The sequence below is a fragment of the Chryseobacterium sp. YIM B08800 genome (assembly GCF_026163565.1).
In the GTDB taxonomy this organism is placed as follows: domain Bacteria; phylum Bacteroidota; class Bacteroidia; order Flavobacteriales; family Weeksellaceae; genus Chryseobacterium.
Window position 1 is genome coordinate 12,610 of the sequence record NZ_JAPDKN010000019.1, and the last position, 17,569, is coordinate 30,178.

A 17,569-nucleotide genomic window follows, 5' to 3' on the forward strand; every position below is an offset into this window, starting at 1 on the left:
TACACCAATGAAAATCACAAACACCCATCAAGTCAGCCAAGAACAAAAAGAACAGATCCTGCAATTGTGGAATAATGAATATCCTGAAAAATTGGCTTATAAAAGTATCGATGGATTTGAAAACTATCTTGAAAAACTCAATGAAGTCAATCATTTTCTTTTATTGAATGATGATGAAAAAATTCAGGGTTGGGCAATAACATTTGAAAGAGAAAATGAAACTTGGTTTGCGATCATTCTTTCTGAAAACCTTCATGGTAAAGGTTGGGGAACGAAAGTTTTGAATAAACTGAAACAGTCTAAAAATGAGTTAAACGGTTGGGTTATCGACAATAACAATGACAAAAAGCTTAATGGTAATTTTTATAAATCTCCGTTAGAATTTTATTTAAAAAATGAATTTGAAGTTTTATCCGAAATCAGACTTGAATTAGAAATCATGTCTGCTGTAAAAATAAAATGGAAAAAATAATTGAAAAATAAATTATGAAAAGTATCACCGTATTTTGCGGATCAAGTTTTGGTTCGGACGAAATATATAAAGAACAGGCAACTTTATTAGGACAAACTTTAGCGAAGCAAAACATCCAACTTATTTATGGAGGCGCCAATGTAGGATTGATGGGAGCTGTAGCAGACGGAGTTTTACAGGAAGGTGGAAAAGCAATTGGAGTTCTCCCCCATTTTTTACAGTCAAAAGAAATCGCGCATCAAAATCTTACCGAACTTATTTTGGTAGAAACCATGCACGAAAGAAAAACCAAAATGAATGAACTTTGCGACGGTGTGATTGTTCTTCCCGGAGGTTACGGAACTTTGGAAGAGTTTTTCGAAATGATTACCTGGGCTCAACTTGGGCTTCATAAAAAACCAATTGCTATTCTGAATATCGACGGATTTTATGATGATTTAATTAAACTGGTTCAGACAATGGTTGATAAAGGATTTTTAAAACAAATCAATCAGGAAATGCTTTCGGTTAGTGATTCTATTGATGAACTTTTGGAAAAAATGAGAAATTATAAGGCTCCAACCGTTGGAAAATGGATTTCAAAGGAGGAAGTTTAGTACATTTGCAAATATCATTTTCACACCAATAAGAAATACAATTATGAAAAACATAATTCTATCTGCAAGTTTATTTGCGAGTCATTTATTTTTAGCACAATATAATTATCCGAAAACTCCTGAAATTCCTGTTGTTGACGATTATTTTGGAACTAAAATCACAGATAATTACAGATGGCTGGAAGATAGCAAAAGCCCCGAAGTAGAAAAATGGTTCAAATCTCAATCAGACTTTAGCCATAGCGTGATTAATAAAATTCCGCATCGTGAAGATCTTTATAAGCGTATGAAAGAGGTACAGGGAATGAACGGTGATTCTTTTGGCGGGATATTGGAAAGACAAAACACATACTTTTATACCAAAACAAAAAAGAGTGAAAATCTTTCGAAACTTTATTCTAGAAACCTTTCAACAGGAAAAGAAACATTGATTTTTGATCCCGAAACTCTTGGAAAAAACACACAAATCACCAATTTCATGGTTGATTCTAAAGCTAAGAAAATAGCTATTTTATTATCAAAATCAGGAGGTGAAATTTGTGATTTAAGAATTTTAGATCTTACGACCAAGAAATTTCTAAAGGATGAAATTGGTCCTATCTGGAGCGAATTTGCATTTGAATTTACACCAGATGACAAAGCTATCATTTATACTAAAATGAGTACTGCAGATCCGAAAAGCAATATGCTTTTAAAAGACATGAAAGCAATGTTGCATGTCATTGGAACTGATACAAAAACCGATAAAATATTAGCCTCAAGAGAAAATTATCCAGAATTAAATGCTTTAACGGAGCAATTTACAAGCATTTATTTTACTGATGATTATAAATATCTTGTTTTAAGATTAAGCTCTACAAAATCAGAAAACCCCATTTTTGTTGCACCTTATTCCGAATTAAAAAATAAAAAAATTAAGTGGAGACAGATTGTAAAGTCTTCGGATGATATTACTGATGTATTTATTTCAGGTGACAAGCTTTTTCTTCTCACTCATAAAGATGCTCCTAATTACAAAATTACCTTAACGAGCTTATCAAATCCTGATTTTACTAATGCAAAAGTGGTTGTTCTTGAAAGTAAAGACAGCGTAATTAGCGGCATCCACAATTCTAAAAATTATCTTTATTATTCATTAGGAAATGGGATCATCAGAGATAAATATCAAATAAATATTAATACTCTTAATGGTGAAAAAATTAATTTTCCAACGGGAATAAATGGTTCGTTATCACTTAACCAACGTGAAAATGATAACATTTTCTGTAGCAATGTCAATTGGCTTACTCCATTAACGTCTTATGAATACAATCCGGAAAAAGGAAATCCAGTAAAAAGTAAATTTATTAATTCCGAAAGCAATTATCCTGATTATAATCAACTTTATACTGTAAAAGAAGTTGAAGTAAAAAGCCACGATGGTGTAATGGTTCCACTCTCTATTATTTACCCTAAAAATATGAAAATGGATGGTAGCAATCCAGCTTATATAACAGGTTACGGTGGTTACGGAATTTCTTATGAGCCTCGTTTCTCAACGAGACTTTCCGTTTTATTAGAACAAGGAGTTGTTATTGCCATTGCTCACGTAAGAGGTGGTGGCGAAAAAGGCGAAAAATGGCATGAAGAAGGCATGAAAGCTACAAAACCCAATACCTGGAAAGATTTTATTGCTTGCTCGGAATATTTGGTTGATCAAAAATATACTTCTCCTTCAAAACTAATCGGAAACGGTGTAAGTGCAGGTGGAATTCTTATTGGAAGAGCGATTACTGAAAGACCTGATCTTTATGCCGTAGCCATTGCAGAAGTTGGCATGACCAATACATTACGATCTGAAACGACTGCAAACGGTCCCAACCAAATTCCAGAAATTGGATCTATTAAAAATGAAGAAGACACCAAACATTTAATTGAAATGGATGCTCAAAGCAAGGTAAAAAAAGGTGAAAAATATCCTGCCGTAATTGTACGTGTCGGTATGAATGATTCCAGAGTTGTTCCTTGGATGCCTGGAAAATTTGCGGGAATTTTACAAAATAATTCAGCTTCAGGAAAACCTACCTTATTGTATGCAAACTATGATAACGGGCATTTTACAAGCGATTTTGATGTTGTTTTTAAAGAATATGCAGATATTTATTCATTTGCATTGTGGCAAGTGGGGCATCCGAATTTTCAACCTTCTAAAAATTAAAATAAAGTTTCCTTAAAAAATTATCACTGTTAATATTCATTTTAATAATCAAAAAAAGCTAAATTTGATTTAAAATATTAAAAATTATGAATTTAGAAGCTCGTAAAATATTGCTTGTTCAAGAATTTTTAAGGATTGATAATGAAAAAATGATCAGTACTCTGGAAAATCTACTTCATAAAATTAAATCTGAAAATTTTGACAAAAATTTAAAGCCAATGTCTTTAGAGCAATTTAATAATGAAATTGATAATGCAATTAACGATGAAGCTAATGAAAGAATAACTAATGCAAAAGATTTAAAAAGTAAAATCCAAAAATGGGATTAGAAATTTTTTGGACGCAATTTGCAGAAGATAAATTGTATGATATTTTTCAATATTATAAATTCAAGGCAGGAATTAAAATTGCAAAGAAAATTATTAATGAAATTGTTGATAAAACTTTAATTTTAGAACAGAATAACAAGGCTGGACAAATAGAAGAATTATTAATCGAAAGAAAACAAGAATTTAGATATCTTGTTTCTGGAAATTATAAAATTATTTATTACATCAACGTAAAAACAAATAAAGTTATTATCGCAAATGTCTTTGATTCAAGACAAAATCCGTTAAAATTAAAGGAAACAAAATAACTTTAGTTAAAAACCAAAAAACTCCTGAAGAAAAATCTTCAGGAGTTTTTTTATGTTGTTTAAAATTTCTTTAAGGATAAGGAGCAATTGCTACAGCAAGACCTTCCATTGAAGGAACCATGTGTAATTGACAACCCAATCGGCTATTGCTTTCCACATGAAAAGCTTCGCCCAACATTGCATCTTCTTCATCACCCATTGGCTCAAGTCCCGGATCTTCCAGTACATAAACCTGACATGAAGCGCACATTGCCATTCCGCCACAAACTCCGATGGTACCTTCTTCTGCCAATTCATAAGAACGGATGATTTCCATTAAATTCATTGACATATCTGTTGGAGCAACCACTTCGTGAGTAACACCTTCTCTATCGGTGATTTTTATATTTATATCGCTCATCTTTCGTTGATGGTTAATGGTTGATAGTTGATGGTTTTTGTTTTTCTAACAACTAATAACCAACAACTAACAACAAGATTAGTCTATTTTCTTTACAACTGCTTTTTCAGCTTCTTTACGGCTTCCGTCGAAACCATCTACTCCACTTACGGTTGTATATTTTAAAACGAATTTTTTACCCGGATTTAGTCTGTTATAAACACTCTGACACATCAAAGTCGCCTCGTGGAAACCACAAAGAATTAACTTTAATTTTCCAGGATAGGTATTGATGTCTCCAATTGCGTAAATTCCGTCAATATTGGTTTGATAGTCTAAAGCATTGTTTACTACAATTGCATTTTTCTCGATATTCAATCCCCAGTTTCCGATTTCACCCAATTTTGGCGTCAATCCGAATAATGGAATAAAATAATCAGTTTCAATATCGTAAGGATCTTGTCCGTCAACAGCAACTGTGATTGCTTCTACTTTTCCGTCACCTTTAATTGCGGTAACTTCAGCAGGAGTAATCAATTTAATTTTACCTTGGTTTTTCAAATCCTGAACTTTTTCTACAGAATCTAAAGCACCTCTGAACTCATTTCTTCTGTGGATCAAAGTTACTTCACTCGCCACATTAGATAAGAAAACGCTCCAGTCTAAGGCAGAATCTCCACCTCCGGCAATAACTACTTTTTTATTTCTGAAATGTTCTGGCTCTTTTACAAAATATTCAAGACCTTTTTCTTCATAATCTGCAACGTTATCCATTGTAGGTTTTCTAGGCTCAAAAGTTCCCAAACCTCCTGCAATAGCAATAGCTTTACATCTGTGAACGGTACCTTTATTAGTTACAACTTCAAACCACTCATCATCAACTTTTGTGTAAGAAACTGCAGTTTCTCCCAAAGTGAATCCTGGCTGAAATTGTTTGATTTGTTCCATTAGATTATCTACCAATTCACCTGCATTTACAGACGGGTAACCCGGAATATCAAAAATCGGTTTTTTAGGATATAATTCTGCCAACTGACCTCCCGGTTGTGGAAGTGCATCGATAATGTGACATTTCATTTTTAAAAGACCTGCTTCAAACACGGCAAAAAGTCCCGTAGGTCCTGCTCCGATAATCAATATATCTGTAGTGATCATAATATGATGATAATTTAATATTTAATAGCAGCAAATTTACTAATTTTAATGCGAAGCATATTTAATTATACTCAAATAAAAAACTGAGATTTATCAAAAAGACGCAAAAAGCTGATAATGAAAAATTTGGCAGTGTTTTTGCAAAATTTATATTATGAAGAAGATACTCCACATTATTACCATATTTACTTTCTTTTTAGGCTATTCTCAATTGACCAATGTAGCCGATGGCGAATCGATCTCTTTAAGAATACATTATGGGTTTCTAAATGCCGGAATCGCAAATCTCACTACCAAAAAAGTTAATTACAAAGGCACTCCTCATTTATATGTAAAAGGAACCGGGCAAACAACAGGTGCTGTGAAAGCTTTTTTTAAAGTGGAAGATTTATACGAAAGCTATATTAATATCGATACAGAATTACCAAGCTTTTATGTAAGAAATGTAAAAGAAGGTAGTTACAGACAACATTTGCAAACCGTTTTTAATCACGATAATCAGACATTGATTTTAACAGATAAGAAAACTCCGGCAAATGGTTCAAAAACAATAAAATCGGTAAAAGGTGTGCAAGACATGCTTTCATGCTTTTATTATCTGAGAAGTAAAACGCCTGCAGAATTGAAAGTAGGAACGATTATTAATATGAATGTATGGATTGATGACGAAATGTTTCCTTTCCAGCTTAAAGTGATTGGAACCGAGAATTTAAAGACAAAGTTCGGTACTATTAATGCTTTAAAAATCATTCCTTCGGTAAAAAGCGGCAGAGTTTTTAAAGAAAAAGAAGGTGTTACGATGTGGGTAAGCAACGACTATAATCACATTCCTTTGTTACTGAAAGCAGAATTGGCGGTTGGCTCTTTAAAAGCAAGTATTGATGATTACAAGAATGTAAAATTTCCGTTAAAGTTTACAAAATAAAAAAGCCTCTGAAAAAGAATTCCGGAGGCTTACCAACCTAAATTAACATACTTGTGGGATTATTTCCCAAGTATTACTATGAAAAAACTTTCCCTGTTCATATTATACAAAACTCAACTTTGTAAATAATACTTAGGGTTCATCATTTGTGCCTTAAAAAATCAATTTGTGTTTATACTACTTTTTAGTATCTTTTTGCAGAGCTTTTCAGCTCCGCAATCAGACACTTTTTCTTTTTTCATCATCTATGTTTTCAAAATCAGATTCAAAATTCATTCTTATTTTAATATTAAAAAAATCCTGAACTTAATTTTAGATTAATGACTCAAAAAAATGATCTGTAAAGAAACTCTTTTTGTTCATCTTTCATAGTGTAAAAATAGTAAGATATAGAGCTATCTTCCCAATATTAATTGTAGATGTATCTCGTTAGGCTTGTAGATGTTTATCTACGAAAACATTTGCTATATAGTAGAATAATTAATTCTCAAAAGAAGAAAAAAATCAAAGATCTTTAAAGATTTTTGTGGTTAAATAAGAAGTTTAAGAGCGTGTTTAAATTTTTATTAAATATTTTTCTATTGCCTTTATCTTAATTTTGACTACGTCGAAATAGCATTCATCGACTGAAAGGAGATAATCTTCAATTTCTAAATTAAAATAAACTTTGTTTATTCTTATTTTAACATTGAGGTATTTAGTCAATTAAGCAGGAAATGATTAAGAACTCAACACGTTGATTTTGTATTAAGTTTTTTAAGACGATGATCTTAATTTTTTAATGTTAAAAATAAATATCAAATTTAAACAGTCTCTAAACGAATTTAAAATATTCAATTAAAGCTAAATAAAAAAAACCTCCGGAAAAATCCGAAGGTTTACCAACCTAAATTAACATGCTTTTGAAATCATTTTCTAGGGATTAATATGGAAAAAAATTCCCCAGTGCACATTACTTTTTTTTCAATTCCGTAACTAGTTACGTTTTTTTCATTTGTGTTTTATAAATATCTTAAGTGATCTTTTTAAGGCATCTTTTACAGAGCTTTTCAGCTCTGCAATGATGACACTTAGGTTAATCAATTGTGTTTATAAAAATAATTTTATTTTATTTTTAGTATCTTTTTACAGAGCCTTTCAGCTCTGCAATCAGACACTTATTCTTTTCTCATCATCTATGTTTTCAAATCAAGTTCAAAATTTTAAAAAGCCTGAACTTACATTTAGATTAACAACTCAAAAAAGATCCCTGTAAAGAACTTCTTTTTTCGTTCATCTTTCATGATGTAAAAATAGAAAGATATAGAGCTATCTTCCCAATATTTATTGTCGATGTTTTTCGATGTTTTTGTAGATAAATATCTACAAAAATTATTTTGAATTGAAATAAGGAAAAAACTAATGTTGATTTTTGATTAAATCTGCTAAGTCAACAATGTTTTCGATGTGTAGTTTATCAAAAATCCTTTTTTTAATTGTACTAATGGTATTCTGCTTTACGTTGAGATTGTTTGCAATTTCGAGATTACCATAGCCTTTTGCGTACATCTCGGCAATCTCTAATTCTCTCTCTGTAAGCCTTTGCAAAGGATTAATAATATTTCGATTCTGTAAAGAATCGATGAGCAAACCTTGAGTAATTGAAGAAATATATTTTCCCGTTTGATGAATTTTGAGAATTGCCTCTTTTATATCATTTTCTTCACTCAATTTACTTAAGAAACCGTTTGCTCCGGCATTGATATACTTAATAGACTGTGTACTCTCGTCAACTCCGGAAAAAACAAGAATCTTAATTTCTGGTTTGAGGTTTTTAATTTGTGAAATAATGTTCGCACTGTTTCCGTCTGGAAAAAGAGCGTCTATTATTACAATTTCTATTTGCTGCGTCTCGACAGTTTCTAAAACTTTCTGAAGAGTAGATGCGTGAAAAACTTCACCATCAAAACCAATCTCTTCTATAAGAAATTCTATCCCTTGTCTTATGAGACTGTGATCATCGGCAAGTAAAAAATTAATGGTTTTAGTATCTAGATTATTCATTTATTGACATTCAAATTAATTGTGAAACGTACTGTTGTTCCTACATTTTGCTCACTGTCTACCGAGATATTCCCAGAATACAGCTCTACAATTTCTTTACATAAGCTCAAACCTAAACCGGCACCCAAATTTTCTACATCTTCGGAAAGAACACCTTGATAATAAGGCTCAAATATTTTTTCGAGATCAGATTTTGAAATTCCAACTCCGGTATCTTTTATTGTCGTGGTTAAAGAAACTGTATTTTCATCAACAGATTCGGCTTTAGTTGTAACACTTATTTCTCCGTTTTCTGTAAATTTATTGGCATTGGCAAGTATATTCATAAAAACCTGATTAATCTTGGTATTATCAGAATACACCTCAATTTCCGGATTAATATTTTTTTCTACAACAAATTTATTATTTCTTGTTTCAATATATGGTTCTATTGAATTTAAAATAGACGTAATTTCATTTTTAAGATTAAAAACCACCGGAACCAAATGATTTTCTACATGTTGATTTTTTGTATATTCTAAAATCTGATTAGCCTGCATCAATAAAGTATTATTAGTAAAACTAATCGACTTTAAATATTCTTTAATACTGTCATCGTTTGTTTTTTTACTGATTTTCCTGATAAAAATACCAATAATCTTTAATGGAGAACGCAATTCGTGACTCAGCATTCCCAAAATTCTATTTTTAAAACTCAGGTTTTCTTTAATCTGCTTATTCGCAGCATTCAATCGATTTTCATATATAAATGCAATTCTGGTAAAATACATAATCAGTATAGACACGATAAACATGAGTACCATCGCTCCAAAAATCAGATACATTCTAATTTTATCATTTTCCGAATTTCGTTTGGCATATTCTTTTTCAAGATCTGCTTTAGAATCTTTAATGGCAAAATCATAAATATTCATCACGCCATTACTATAAATCAGAAGTTTATTAAATATGGTATAAAACTTTGCATTATCACTCTGTTTTCCAACTACTTTTACCTGTATTTTTTTTATTTCTCCGGTGTAATAGTTTTGAACAAGATTCATAACACTGTCTACATCTGCTTTTATAGAAGCTGCTTCCGGAGTTTTCCCTTGTTTTACGGTAATGATTGTGCTTTCTTTACGCACATTTTCTTTCCCGGAGATGGCATCGCCCAAACGTCCGAAAAGACCTTTTTTCTTAACAGTATCAGTTACGGTCTTTGTTTCTACATCAAAATTATATTTATCTAAGTTATAATTACTTACATATTTTTTAAGCGAAGGCATAGAAACCGGCTCTCTAAAATTGGATTTGGTGGAATATTGATATGTGGAATCAACCAACAGTTTCAGTTTTTTGCTTCCTAAAGAATCTGTTTTTTGAACAGTTAGTATATTTTTAAGTCTTGGATATTTAGATTCATAGCTGTTAATGTTATCTAAATTTGCACCTAATTTATCTAAAGAAGCAAAATAAGAATCCAAATACTTTTTGTCAGCCTTTACAAGATATTGCTGAAGTGAGTTTTGAGCGTTTAAAAGTTCTTTTCTGGAGTTATCTGTTAATTTTTCAAGAGAATTAACTTCTTTTAATTGATTTTCAATAAATGCTAAATTCTTTCTACTGATAAATTCGTTATAAAAAAAGCCTGCAATGATAAGCTGTATCAATAAAATACAAAAGATAAGAGAGTAATGAACGATTTTTCTATATCTAAAATTTAACGATTTCGGTTGGTTATCTTTTGACTTCATATACATGTATTTAAAGCTTTTTTTACAATCAGTATCAGATTTAACTCTCAACTACAGACTGCAAAAATATTCTATAATATTATCATTTGTTTAGAACGATATATTTTGTGAATTGGAAACTCTTATTATAACACTTATATTTTTCTCTAAATTCTTTAAAAGAACGTATTTTTTCCTAAAAAAAGATTCGTCTTTAAGTGATTTATAAAGTTAATAAAAAATCCCGTGAAATTTCACAGGATTAAAAATTATTTATGTTAAATTAATTACAATGTTTTAAACTGTTCTAAAGTTCTTATATCATTCTCAAAAAACATTCTAATATCGCTCATTTGGTAAAGAAGCATTGTAATTCTTTCAATACCCATCCCGAAAGCATATCCTGAATATTTTTCTGAATCAATATTTACATTTTTCAAAACCGCAGGATCTACCATTCCACAACCCATAATTTCCAGCCAGCCTGTTCCTTTGGTAATTCTATAATCGGTTTCAGAATTTAATCCCCAATATACATCAATCTCAGCACTTGGCTCTGTGAATGGGAAAAATGAAGGTCTCATTCTGATTTTAGATTTTCCAAAAAGCTCAGTCGTAAAAAACTGAATCGTTTGTTTTAAATCGGCAAAACTTACATTTTCATCAATATACAAACCTTCAATCTGATGGAAAATACAATGTGAACGTGAAGAAATTGCCTCATTTCTGAAAACTCTTCCCGGAGACAAAATTCTGATAGGCGGCTCATTTTCTTCCATATAACGGATCTGAACCGAAGAAGTATGCGTTCTCAATAAAATATCAGGATTCTGCTCGATGAAGAAAGTATCTTGCATATCTCTTGCAGGGTGATATTCCGGAAGATTAAGCGCAGTAAAATTGTGCCAGTCATCTTCAATTTCCGGTCCGTCTGCAACAGCAAAACCAATAGATTTGAAAATCTCAATAATTCTGTTTTTCACTAAATTAATGGGATGTCTGGATCCTAAATCTAAAGGAAAAGCAGGTTTTGTAAGATCTTCTTTTTCTAAAATAATAGAAGAAGCAGAAGCATTTTTCAAATCTTCCAGCTTTACATTAACCGCTTGCTTCAGAGTATTGATTTTCTGTCCGAATTCTTTCTTCTGGTCGTTTGGAACTTCTTTTAATGTTTCATAAAAATCATTCAGAACTCCTTTTTTCCCATTATACTTGATTCGGAAGTTTTCTATTTCCTCTTTACTTGTCGTATTGAAGCCATTGACCTCAACAAGCAATTCTTCTATCTTTTCAATCATTGTTTTACCCTTTCAAAAAAATGTATTTGCAAAAATACGATTTTCAGTTTAAAAAACCTTTTCAATTTATCATAAAAAAATCTGTCTCGCGAGAAACAGATCATATAATTGTTATTTAAAGCTGATTTGATTTAATCTAAAACAGTAGCAACGATGCTTATTAAAATTGTAAAAATATTAATTCCAAAAACCAGATAATACTCTTTCTTTTTCCTCATAATATTGATTAAACTGAAGAAAAATGCAAAAACCACAAACAACATCGCCGGAATGGTAAATAGTTCTCCAAAAATCTGAATGATTTGATTGCTGTAAGAAATATAATAGAGAATCTGAAGACTCAATAAAAACATCAGACAAGCAATACTAATTATTAAAATGGTCTTACTCATCTTTGTTTTGTTTAAATTATTTCTTTTCTAAAGCTTTCACTCTAATCTGAAGCGTCACTTCATTTTTAATCACTCCATTTGCAGCAGGAGATTGGAATTTCACACCAAATTCTTCTCTCATAATATCTTTAGGTTCTGTTGCAATACTTACTTCTGTTCCATTTACAGCAACATTTGCTTTAAACTGAGTCGGTTTGGTAATTCCTTTTATCGTTAAATTCCCATCTAAAATCGTATTATAATCACCTTCTGCAGAAGGACTTACTTTGGTAATTTCATAAGATGCAGTCGGAAATTTTTCAACTTCAAAAAAATCAGCACTTTTCAGATGACCGTTTAGTTTTTCAAGCTCATCTTTTTTGTTTTTTAAATCTTCTGAAGTTAACGAAGCCATATCTGCAACAAATTTTCCGCTTTCAAGTTTCCCATCTTTTATCGTTACATCGCCACTTTCAAATTTGATTGTTCCGAAATGACTTGTGTTTTCAGATTTAAAAACCTTATACCCTTTCCATTCTACATTACTGTTTAAAGTATCCAAAACAAATCGGCTTCCGTCTTTCGTTGTCGTTACTTCATTAGCATCGCTCGTTACCGGTTTTTCTTTAGAACAAGAAACCACAGTGAACAAAGCTGGAATTGCGAGAGAAAATAATATTCTTTTCATTTTGATATAATTTATGCATGGCTAAATTACTAAAAATATGCCAGTCTTCCCCAAAAACCCTTATTTTTGCAGTATGCTATTAGAGATAAACAACTTATATTTTTCTCATTCTCAGGAAAAACCGCTTTTTCAAAACTTTAATCTGAAACTGGATGAAGGTAAAATTATTGCATTGGCAGGCGAAAGCGGTTGCGGAAAATCTACGTTACTAAGCCTTATTTACGGATTACACGACTGGAATCAGGGTGAAATTGTATTTGAAGGCAGAAAACTGATGGGCCCGAAAGGAAATCTGGTTCCTGGTGAAGCTGAAATGAAATTTGTTGCGCAAAACTTTGATTTGATGCCTTATGCAACCGTTGCAGATAACGTTGGTAAATTTATTTCTAATATCAATTTAGCTAAGAAAAAAGAAAAAGTTTTAGAGCTTTTAGATGTGGTTGGTCTGGTTGAATTTGCAGATGTTTTACCAAAAAATTTAAGTGGCGGACAACAGCAAAGAGTTGCCATTGCAAGAGCGCTTTCTGTACTTCCAAAATTACTTTTACTTGATGAACCGTTCAGCAATCTTGATTTTGCAAGAAAAATTGAGCTTCGTGAAAAATTGTTCAGATATGTAAAGGAAAATAATATTTCTTTGGTCATTTCTACTCACGAATTGCAGGATATTATTGCATGGACAGACCAAATTATCGTTTTACAAAACGGAAGACTGATTCAAAATAATAGCGCAGAAGAAACCTATAAAGACCCTTACAATCCTTATGTTGCAAAACTTTTTGGAGAAGTAAATATCTTCAGTGAAGATGAAATTTCAGAATTACAGATTTCCAGATTTTTTTATTATCCGCATCAGATCAGAATTTCTGAAAATGGTATTGAAGCAGAGGTCTTAGAAAGCAGATTTGCAGGAAATCATTACTGGAATAAAATCAGAGTCAAAAACAGAGAAATGGTGATGTTTAGTAATCATCAGCTTGGAAACTCTATTAAAATTACTTTCGATTAGTATCCTCTTTAAAACTTATTATTAAGATAATATTAAGCTACTTATTGTTAGTATGTGGATAATTTTCAATGAATTAGGCTATTTCTTACAAAATATTTCTATAAATTTGTAAGACAACAACTTAAGGAAATTTTTGGTTAATTCTCTTTCTGCCTTCCAGACCTAAATTAGCATTATTGCAATCACGTCTTTGAAAGATTACTCTGTCCAATTCTTTCCTTTTTTTTATTGATTTTTGGCAATTAGTTTTAAAATATCATCCTAATTACCAAAAACCAACATTGCTTATCTATTAAGCTTTCTTTACAAATTCAGATTTCAAAGCCATCGCACCAAAACCATCAATTTTACAGTCAATATTATGATCACTGTCTGGTCTTAAACGAATATTTTTCACTTTAGTTCCTGCTTTTACAGGTTTCGGAGCACCTTTTACCGGAAGATCTTTCATTACGATTACTGAATCTCCATTTTGAAGTTCATTTCCATTGATGTCTAAAATTTGATCTTCATTTCCCGCTTCCTTAGGATCCCATTCGTGGAAACATTGTGAACAAACCATTAAATTATCTTGCTCATAAGTAAATTCAGAACTACATTTCGGACAAATTACTACATCACTCATATTATATTTTTTTTGCAAAGGTAGTATTTTGAGTTAGAAGTTAGAAGTTAGAAGTTAGAAGTTAGAAGTTAGAAGTTAGACAAAAGTACTACCTTAAACTTTCTCCAAATTAATTAACTTATAAAAACCAATAACTAATAACTAATAACTAATAACTAATAACTAATAACTAAAATTCGTATTTTTGCAGATTCAAACAGCTTACAGCAATTTATGGAATTAATTCACAGAAACCTGGCAATCGGTATTCACGATGCTTTACAGGAAACATTTTTCGAAAAAAACAAATATGCCGACAAAGTAATCGAAAGACTTTTGAAAGCTAACAGAAAATGGGGAAGCCAGGATAGAGCCGTTGTTTCTGAGATTTTCTATAACATTATCCGTTGGAAAAAACGTCTAGAATATTACATGGGTGAAGGTGTAAAACCCAACAACATCTACAAACTAATCATCGCTTATCTTCTTTGGAGCAAGACCAATTACAAAAGATTTGAAGAATTTGAAGGTATAAAAATCGCCGACATTACTACAAAACTTAAAAAAGGTACGGTTCCTACCAAAGCTATTGAGCATTCTATTCCGGAATGGCTTGTTGAAACTCTTGAAAGAGAATTAGGCGAAAAATGGGAAAAAGAAATGCATGCGCTTAATGAAAAAGCACCCACTGTTTTAAGAGCAAATTCTTTGAGAACAACTCCTAAAGAACTCATTTCTGATCTTGCACACGAAAACGTAGTTTCTTATCCTATTAAAAACTATCCTGATGCGGTACAGCTTGAGGAAAAGAAAAATGTATTTCTTACCACAGCTTTTAAAGAAGGTTTGTTTGAAGTACAAGATGCTTCTTCACAAAAAATCGGTTATTTCCTTGATGTAAAAGAAGGGCAAAGAGTGGTTGACGCTTGTGCAGGTGCAGGTGGAAAAACACTTCACATAGCTGCTTTAATGAAAAACAAAGGTCAGATTATCGCATTAGATATTTTTGAATGGAAATTGGCTGAGCTAAAACGTCGTGCAAAAAGAGCCGGAGCTCACAACATCGAAACAAGGGTAATTACTGATACCAAAGTAATTAAGCGTCTTCACGATAAAGTAGACCGACTTTTGATTGATGCGCCTTGTTCTGGTTTAGGAGTTTTAAAAAGAAATCCGGACAGCAAATGGAAAATCGATCAGGATTTTATCGACAGAATTAAAAAAGAACAACAGCAAATTATTCAGGATTATTCTAAAATGCTGAAGGTTGGCGGTAAAATGGTATATGCAACATGCTCTATTCTACCTTCTGAAAACAACAAACAAGTAGAAGAGTTTATTAAAAACAATCCTAACTATAAAATGATTAAAGACGAAAAAGTAATGCCAAGCGAAGGCTACGACGGATTTTACATGGCTTTGATCGAAAGACTTTCTTAAAAGTTTTAAACAATAAATTATACTAAAACTACTCTATTTTTTGGAGTAGTTTTTTTATTAAGCTCAAACCTAACAGGTTTTAAAAACCTGTTAGGTTTATTCAAAAATAATTTTCAAGGATTTTCTCAGAGTTTTTATTATCTAAATCAAACATTATCTTTGTAAAAACCATCAATACATTATGTTTAAATCTATTTTAGCAAGTTTCTTCATTTTAATATCTGTTTTAAGTTTTTCTCAGACATATGAAATTCAATATAAAAGTTCGTACAACGGAAAAGCGCAGCCCAATCAGAACCAGGCAATTGTTTGGGTCAATGAGAATGAAAACTTTATTTTAAATACAAAAATCAAAGAGCTAAAAAGCGATTATCCTTTTGAGATTAGCAAAATTGAAAAACCTTCGAACACGATTGTTTCTTATGCATTTTTAAAACCAAATGAAGCTATTTCAACTTCAGATAAAGAATCGATCGCTAAACAGGAATTTGAATTAACAGCACAGACTAAAAAGATTCTAGGTTACAACTGTAAAAAAGCGGTAACAAAGATCAACTCGAATACCATTGAAATTTGGTATACTAATGATCTGAAAATAAAAGGCGGACCATCAAGTTTGGGGCAAAATTTAGGTTTGGTCTTGCAGGTTGAAAGAAACGGAAATTCTGCAACAACTGCAGTTTCTTTAAAAAAAATTAAAACAACAGGAATTGACAAAATCATCAATAAAACAATTCCTACAACAGATTTATTGAGCTACAAAGATTTACTTTGGAAAAGTAGATTTACGACGTTAAAAGTTTTTGAAAATGAAATTATCAATTTCTCAGATCAGTCAAAATCTGATGAAAAAATAAAAAGATTTGCCAACGGAACGATTATTTTAAAGAAGGTAAAGTTTCCAAAAATTGCTCAGGGCGATAATATTTTTGTAGAATTAAAGCAACAATCTAACGGCGACGCTTACGACAGAACCGGAACTGTATTTTTTATTCCTGAAGAAAAATCGCAGACATTTTTTGATGGTTTAGAAAAAGGAGCAAAAACACTTCCTGTATACGAAAATGGCAACGGAAAACAATATTACGGAGTTGTTTCCAATCAAAATTATCAACCGACGGTTGAATTGATGAGATTTTTTACAGCTTTCGGAATCAACAAGTTCAATCATATTGAATTAAAAGATAAAACTTGGCAAACGGTAAGTCCGTTTCGTCAGGATATTACCGAATTAAAACCTTCCCTTTCAGAAAAAGAACTTTGGATCGGAACTTTCATTGGAAATTATGACAAAGGCGGTCACAAGGTAAGTTTAGATATTACGATTCACAACAGCGAACAAATTGTTAATAAAAACAATAAAGTAATTCCGCTTTTCAACACGACTAATATTATGGAAATGGCGGGTCAGGATTATGCAACAATGTTTAATAATGACAAAGGACTTTTTGTAGAATTTAATTTAGAAAAAGATCTTAAAAATGCACAGTTAAGATACATTACAACCGGGCATGGAGGCTGGGAAAACGGTGATGAATTTATCCCGAAAGCCAACTCAATTTATTTGGATGGAAAAATGGCATTTTCATTTACACCTTGGAGAACAGAATGCGGATCTTACCGATTATTTAATCCTGCTTCAGGAAATTTCGCAGACGGACTTTCTTCTTCAGATTTAAGCAGATCAAATTGGTGTCCCGGAACAGTAACCAATCCTAATTTTATTTCACTTGGTGATTTAAAAGCCGGAAAACATACAATTCAGGTGAAAATTCCGCAGGGAGAACCCGAAGGAACGAGCTTCAGCGCATGGAATATTTCAGGTGTTTTATTAGGAAATGACTAAAAACAAAACCTCCTTGCAATATTATTACAAGGAGGTAAAAACACAAATGATGAAAAAAAATTATTTCGAGCAACAAAGGTGAGAAAAATATTTGAATTACAAATAATAAATTAAAAAATATTTTTCAAAATTATTGTTTCTTTATGAATCATAGATATATTTCCGTTGTGAAAAAAATTCTGATTATTACTACA

17 protein-coding genes are annotated in these 17,569 nt (G+C 31.5%); 9 read left to right on the forward strand and 8 right to left on the reverse strand.

All coding sequences use genetic code 11. From position 1 onward, the window contains the following. Positions 1-7 precede the first annotated feature (7 nt). From OEW74_RS08690 to OEW74_RS08710, 5 genes are all read left to right on the forward strand, one after another. Positions 8-472 carry a GNAT family N-acetyltransferase gene (locus OEW74_RS08690; RefSeq protein WP_265428094.1) on the forward strand — a complete coding sequence of 155 codons (465 nt, stop codon included), beginning with the start codon at positions 8-10 and terminating at the stop codon, positions 470-472. A gap of 14 nt (positions 473-486) precedes the next feature. Further along, the gene (locus OEW74_RS08695) at positions 487-1,068 is read left to right on the forward strand and encodes a TIGR00730 family Rossman fold protein (RefSeq protein WP_265428095.1); all 582 of its coding nucleotides are present in this window, start codon (positions 487-489) and stop codon (positions 1,066-1,068) included. 43 nt (positions 1,069-1,111) lie between these two features. After that, positions 1,112-3,265: a prolyl oligopeptidase family serine peptidase gene (locus OEW74_RS08700; RefSeq protein ID WP_265428096.1), complete on the forward strand. Its 2,154-nt coding sequence runs from the start codon at positions 1,112-1,114 to the stop codon at positions 3,263-3,265. Positions 3,266-3,351: 86 nt separating this feature from the next. Further along, positions 3,352-3,594 (forward strand): hypothetical protein, encoded by a 243-nt coding sequence (locus OEW74_RS08705; protein ID WP_265428097.1) that lies wholly within the window; start codon positions 3,352-3,354, stop codon positions 3,592-3,594. Further along, positions 3,585-3,902 carry a type II toxin-antitoxin system RelE/ParE family toxin gene (locus OEW74_RS08710; RefSeq protein ID WP_265428098.1) on the forward strand — a complete coding sequence of 106 codons (318 nt, stop codon included), beginning with the start codon at positions 3,585-3,587 and terminating at the stop codon, positions 3,900-3,902. The genes OEW74_RS08705 and OEW74_RS08710 overlap by 10 nt, the downstream gene beginning before the upstream one ends. A gap of 70 nt (positions 3,903-3,972) precedes the next feature. On the opposite strand, the gene OEW74_RS08715 is transcribed toward OEW74_RS08710, so the two are convergent. Then, the gene (locus OEW74_RS08715) at positions 3,973-4,302 is read right to left on the reverse strand and encodes a 2Fe-2S iron-sulfur cluster-binding protein (protein WP_074229948.1); all 330 of its coding nucleotides are present in this window, start codon (positions 4,300-4,302) and stop codon (positions 3,973-3,975) included. Positions 4,303-4,380: 78 nt separating this feature from the next. Continuing rightward, positions 4,381-5,436: an NAD(P)/FAD-dependent oxidoreductase gene (locus OEW74_RS08720; RefSeq protein WP_072952612.1), complete on the reverse strand. Its 1,056-nt coding sequence runs from the start codon at positions 5,434-5,436 to the stop codon at positions 4,381-4,383. A gap of 154 nt (positions 5,437-5,590) precedes the next feature. Here OEW74_RS08720 and OEW74_RS08725 point away from each other — a divergent pair, with 154 nt between their 5' ends. Beyond that, a complete protein-coding gene (locus OEW74_RS08725; RefSeq protein ID WP_265428099.1) occupies positions 5,591-6,361 on the forward strand; it encodes a DUF3108 domain-containing protein in 771 nt (256 codons plus the stop codon). A gap of 1,398 nt (positions 6,362-7,759) precedes the next feature. Here OEW74_RS08725 and OEW74_RS08730 read toward each other — a convergent pair. From OEW74_RS08730 to OEW74_RS08750, 5 genes are all read right to left on the reverse strand, one after another. Next, positions 7,760-8,404, reverse strand: coding sequence for a response regulator transcription factor (locus OEW74_RS08730; RefSeq protein WP_265428100.1), 645 nt, complete (start codon positions 8,402-8,404; stop codon positions 7,760-7,762). Next, positions 8,401-10,140: an ATP-binding protein gene (locus OEW74_RS08735; protein WP_265428101.1), complete on the reverse strand. Its 1,740-nt coding sequence runs from the start codon at positions 10,138-10,140 to the stop codon at positions 8,401-8,403. Before OEW74_RS08735 ends, OEW74_RS08730 begins: the two co-directional genes overlap by 4 nt. Positions 10,141-10,406: 266 nt before the next feature. After that, the gene (gene pheS, locus OEW74_RS08740; RefSeq protein ID WP_265428102.1) at positions 10,407-11,417 is read right to left on the reverse strand and encodes a phenylalanine--tRNA ligase subunit alpha; all 1,011 of its coding nucleotides are present in this window, start codon (positions 11,415-11,417) and stop codon (positions 10,407-10,409) included. Between the two features lie 131 nt (positions 11,418-11,548). Next, entirely contained in the window at positions 11,549-11,809 is a 261-nt protein-coding gene (locus OEW74_RS08745) for a hypothetical protein (RefSeq protein WP_265428103.1), read from the reverse strand. Positions 11,810-11,825: 16 nt separating this feature from the next. Then, positions 11,826-12,476, reverse strand: coding sequence for a YceI family protein (locus OEW74_RS08750; protein WP_265428104.1), 651 nt, complete (start codon positions 12,474-12,476; stop codon positions 11,826-11,828). A 73-nt stretch (positions 12,477-12,549) separates the two neighbouring features. Between OEW74_RS08750 and OEW74_RS08755 the strand changes: the two genes are divergently transcribed. Beyond that, positions 12,550-13,485, forward strand: a complete 936-nt coding sequence (locus tag OEW74_RS08755) for a sulfate/molybdate ABC transporter ATP-binding protein (protein WP_265428105.1) — start codon at positions 12,550-12,552, stop codon at positions 13,483-13,485. A gap of 292 nt (positions 13,486-13,777) precedes the next feature. On the opposite strand, the gene OEW74_RS08760 is transcribed toward OEW74_RS08755, so the two are convergent. After that, positions 13,778-14,110: a zinc ribbon domain-containing protein YjdM gene (locus tag OEW74_RS08760; RefSeq protein WP_265428106.1), complete on the reverse strand. Its 333-nt coding sequence runs from the start codon at positions 14,108-14,110 to the stop codon at positions 13,778-13,780. Between the two features lie 213 nt (positions 14,111-14,323). On the opposite strand from OEW74_RS08760, the gene OEW74_RS08765 reads away from it, so the two are divergent. Then, complete coding sequence (locus OEW74_RS08765; RefSeq protein ID WP_265428107.1) at positions 14,324-15,529, forward strand: RsmB/NOP family class I SAM-dependent RNA methyltransferase; 1,206 nt, start codon at positions 14,324-14,326, stop codon at positions 15,527-15,529. A gap of 181 nt (positions 15,530-15,710) precedes the next feature. Then, positions 15,711-17,375 carry a GLPGLI family protein gene (locus OEW74_RS08770; RefSeq protein ID WP_265428108.1) on the forward strand — a complete coding sequence of 555 codons (1,665 nt, stop codon included), beginning with the start codon at positions 15,711-15,713 and terminating at the stop codon, positions 17,373-17,375. The last annotated feature ends 194 nt before the right edge of the window (positions 17,376-17,569 follow it).

Bases quoted from the DNA above. Each gene is read 5' to 3' on its own strand.
- OEW74_RS08765 (WP_265428107.1), top strand. From the start codon at position 14,324: ATGGAATTAATTCACAGAAACCTGGCAATCGGTATTCACGATGCTTTA.
- OEW74_RS08705 (WP_265428097.1), top strand. From the start codon at position 3,352: ATGAATTTAGAAGCTCGTAAAATATTGCTTGTTCAAGAATTTTTAAGG.
- OEW74_RS08760 (WP_265428106.1), bottom strand. From the start codon at position 14,110: ATGAGTGATGTAGTAATTTGTCCGAAATGTAGTTCTGAATTTACTTAT.
- OEW74_RS08695 (WP_265428095.1), top strand. From the start codon at position 487: ATGAAAAGTATCACCGTATTTTGCGGATCAAGTTTTGGTTCGGACGAA.
- OEW74_RS08715 (WP_074229948.1), bottom strand. From the start codon at position 4,302: ATGAGCGATATAAATATAAAAATCACCGATAGAGAAGGTGTTACTCAC.
- OEW74_RS08690 (WP_265428094.1), top strand. From the start codon at position 8: ATGAAAATCACAAACACCCATCAAGTCAGCCAAGAACAAAAAGAACAG.
- OEW74_RS08700 (WP_265428096.1), top strand. From the start codon at position 1,112: ATGAAAAACATAATTCTATCTGCAAGTTTATTTGCGAGTCATTTATTT.
- OEW74_RS08730 (WP_265428100.1), bottom strand. From the start codon at position 8,404: ATGAATAATCTAGATACTAAAACCATTAATTTTTTACTTGCCGATGAT.
- OEW74_RS08710 (WP_265428098.1), top strand. From the start codon at position 3,585: ATGGGATTAGAAATTTTTTGGACGCAATTTGCAGAAGATAAATTGTAT.
- pheS (WP_265428102.1), bottom strand. From the start codon at position 11,417: ATGATTGAAAAGATAGAAGAATTGCTTGTTGAGGTCAATGGCTTCAAT.
- OEW74_RS08720 (WP_072952612.1), bottom strand. From the start codon at position 5,436: ATGATCACTACAGATATATTGATTATCGGAGCAGGACCTACGGGACTT.
- OEW74_RS08755 (WP_265428105.1), top strand. From the start codon at position 12,550: ATGCTATTAGAGATAAACAACTTATATTTTTCTCATTCTCAGGAAAAA.
- OEW74_RS08745 (WP_265428103.1), bottom strand. From the start codon at position 11,809: ATGAGTAAGACCATTTTAATAATTAGTATTGCTTGTCTGATGTTTTTA.
- OEW74_RS08770 (WP_265428108.1), top strand. From the start codon at position 15,711: ATGTTTAAATCTATTTTAGCAAGTTTCTTCATTTTAATATCTGTTTTA.
- OEW74_RS08750 (WP_265428104.1), bottom strand. From the start codon at position 12,476: ATGAAAAGAATATTATTTTCTCTCGCAATTCCAGCTTTGTTCACTGTG.
- OEW74_RS08735 (WP_265428101.1), bottom strand. From the start codon at position 10,140: ATGAAGTCAAAAGATAACCAACCGAAATCGTTAAATTTTAGATATAGA.
- OEW74_RS08725 (WP_265428099.1), top strand. From the start codon at position 5,591: ATGAAGAAGATACTCCACATTATTACCATATTTACTTTCTTTTTAGGC.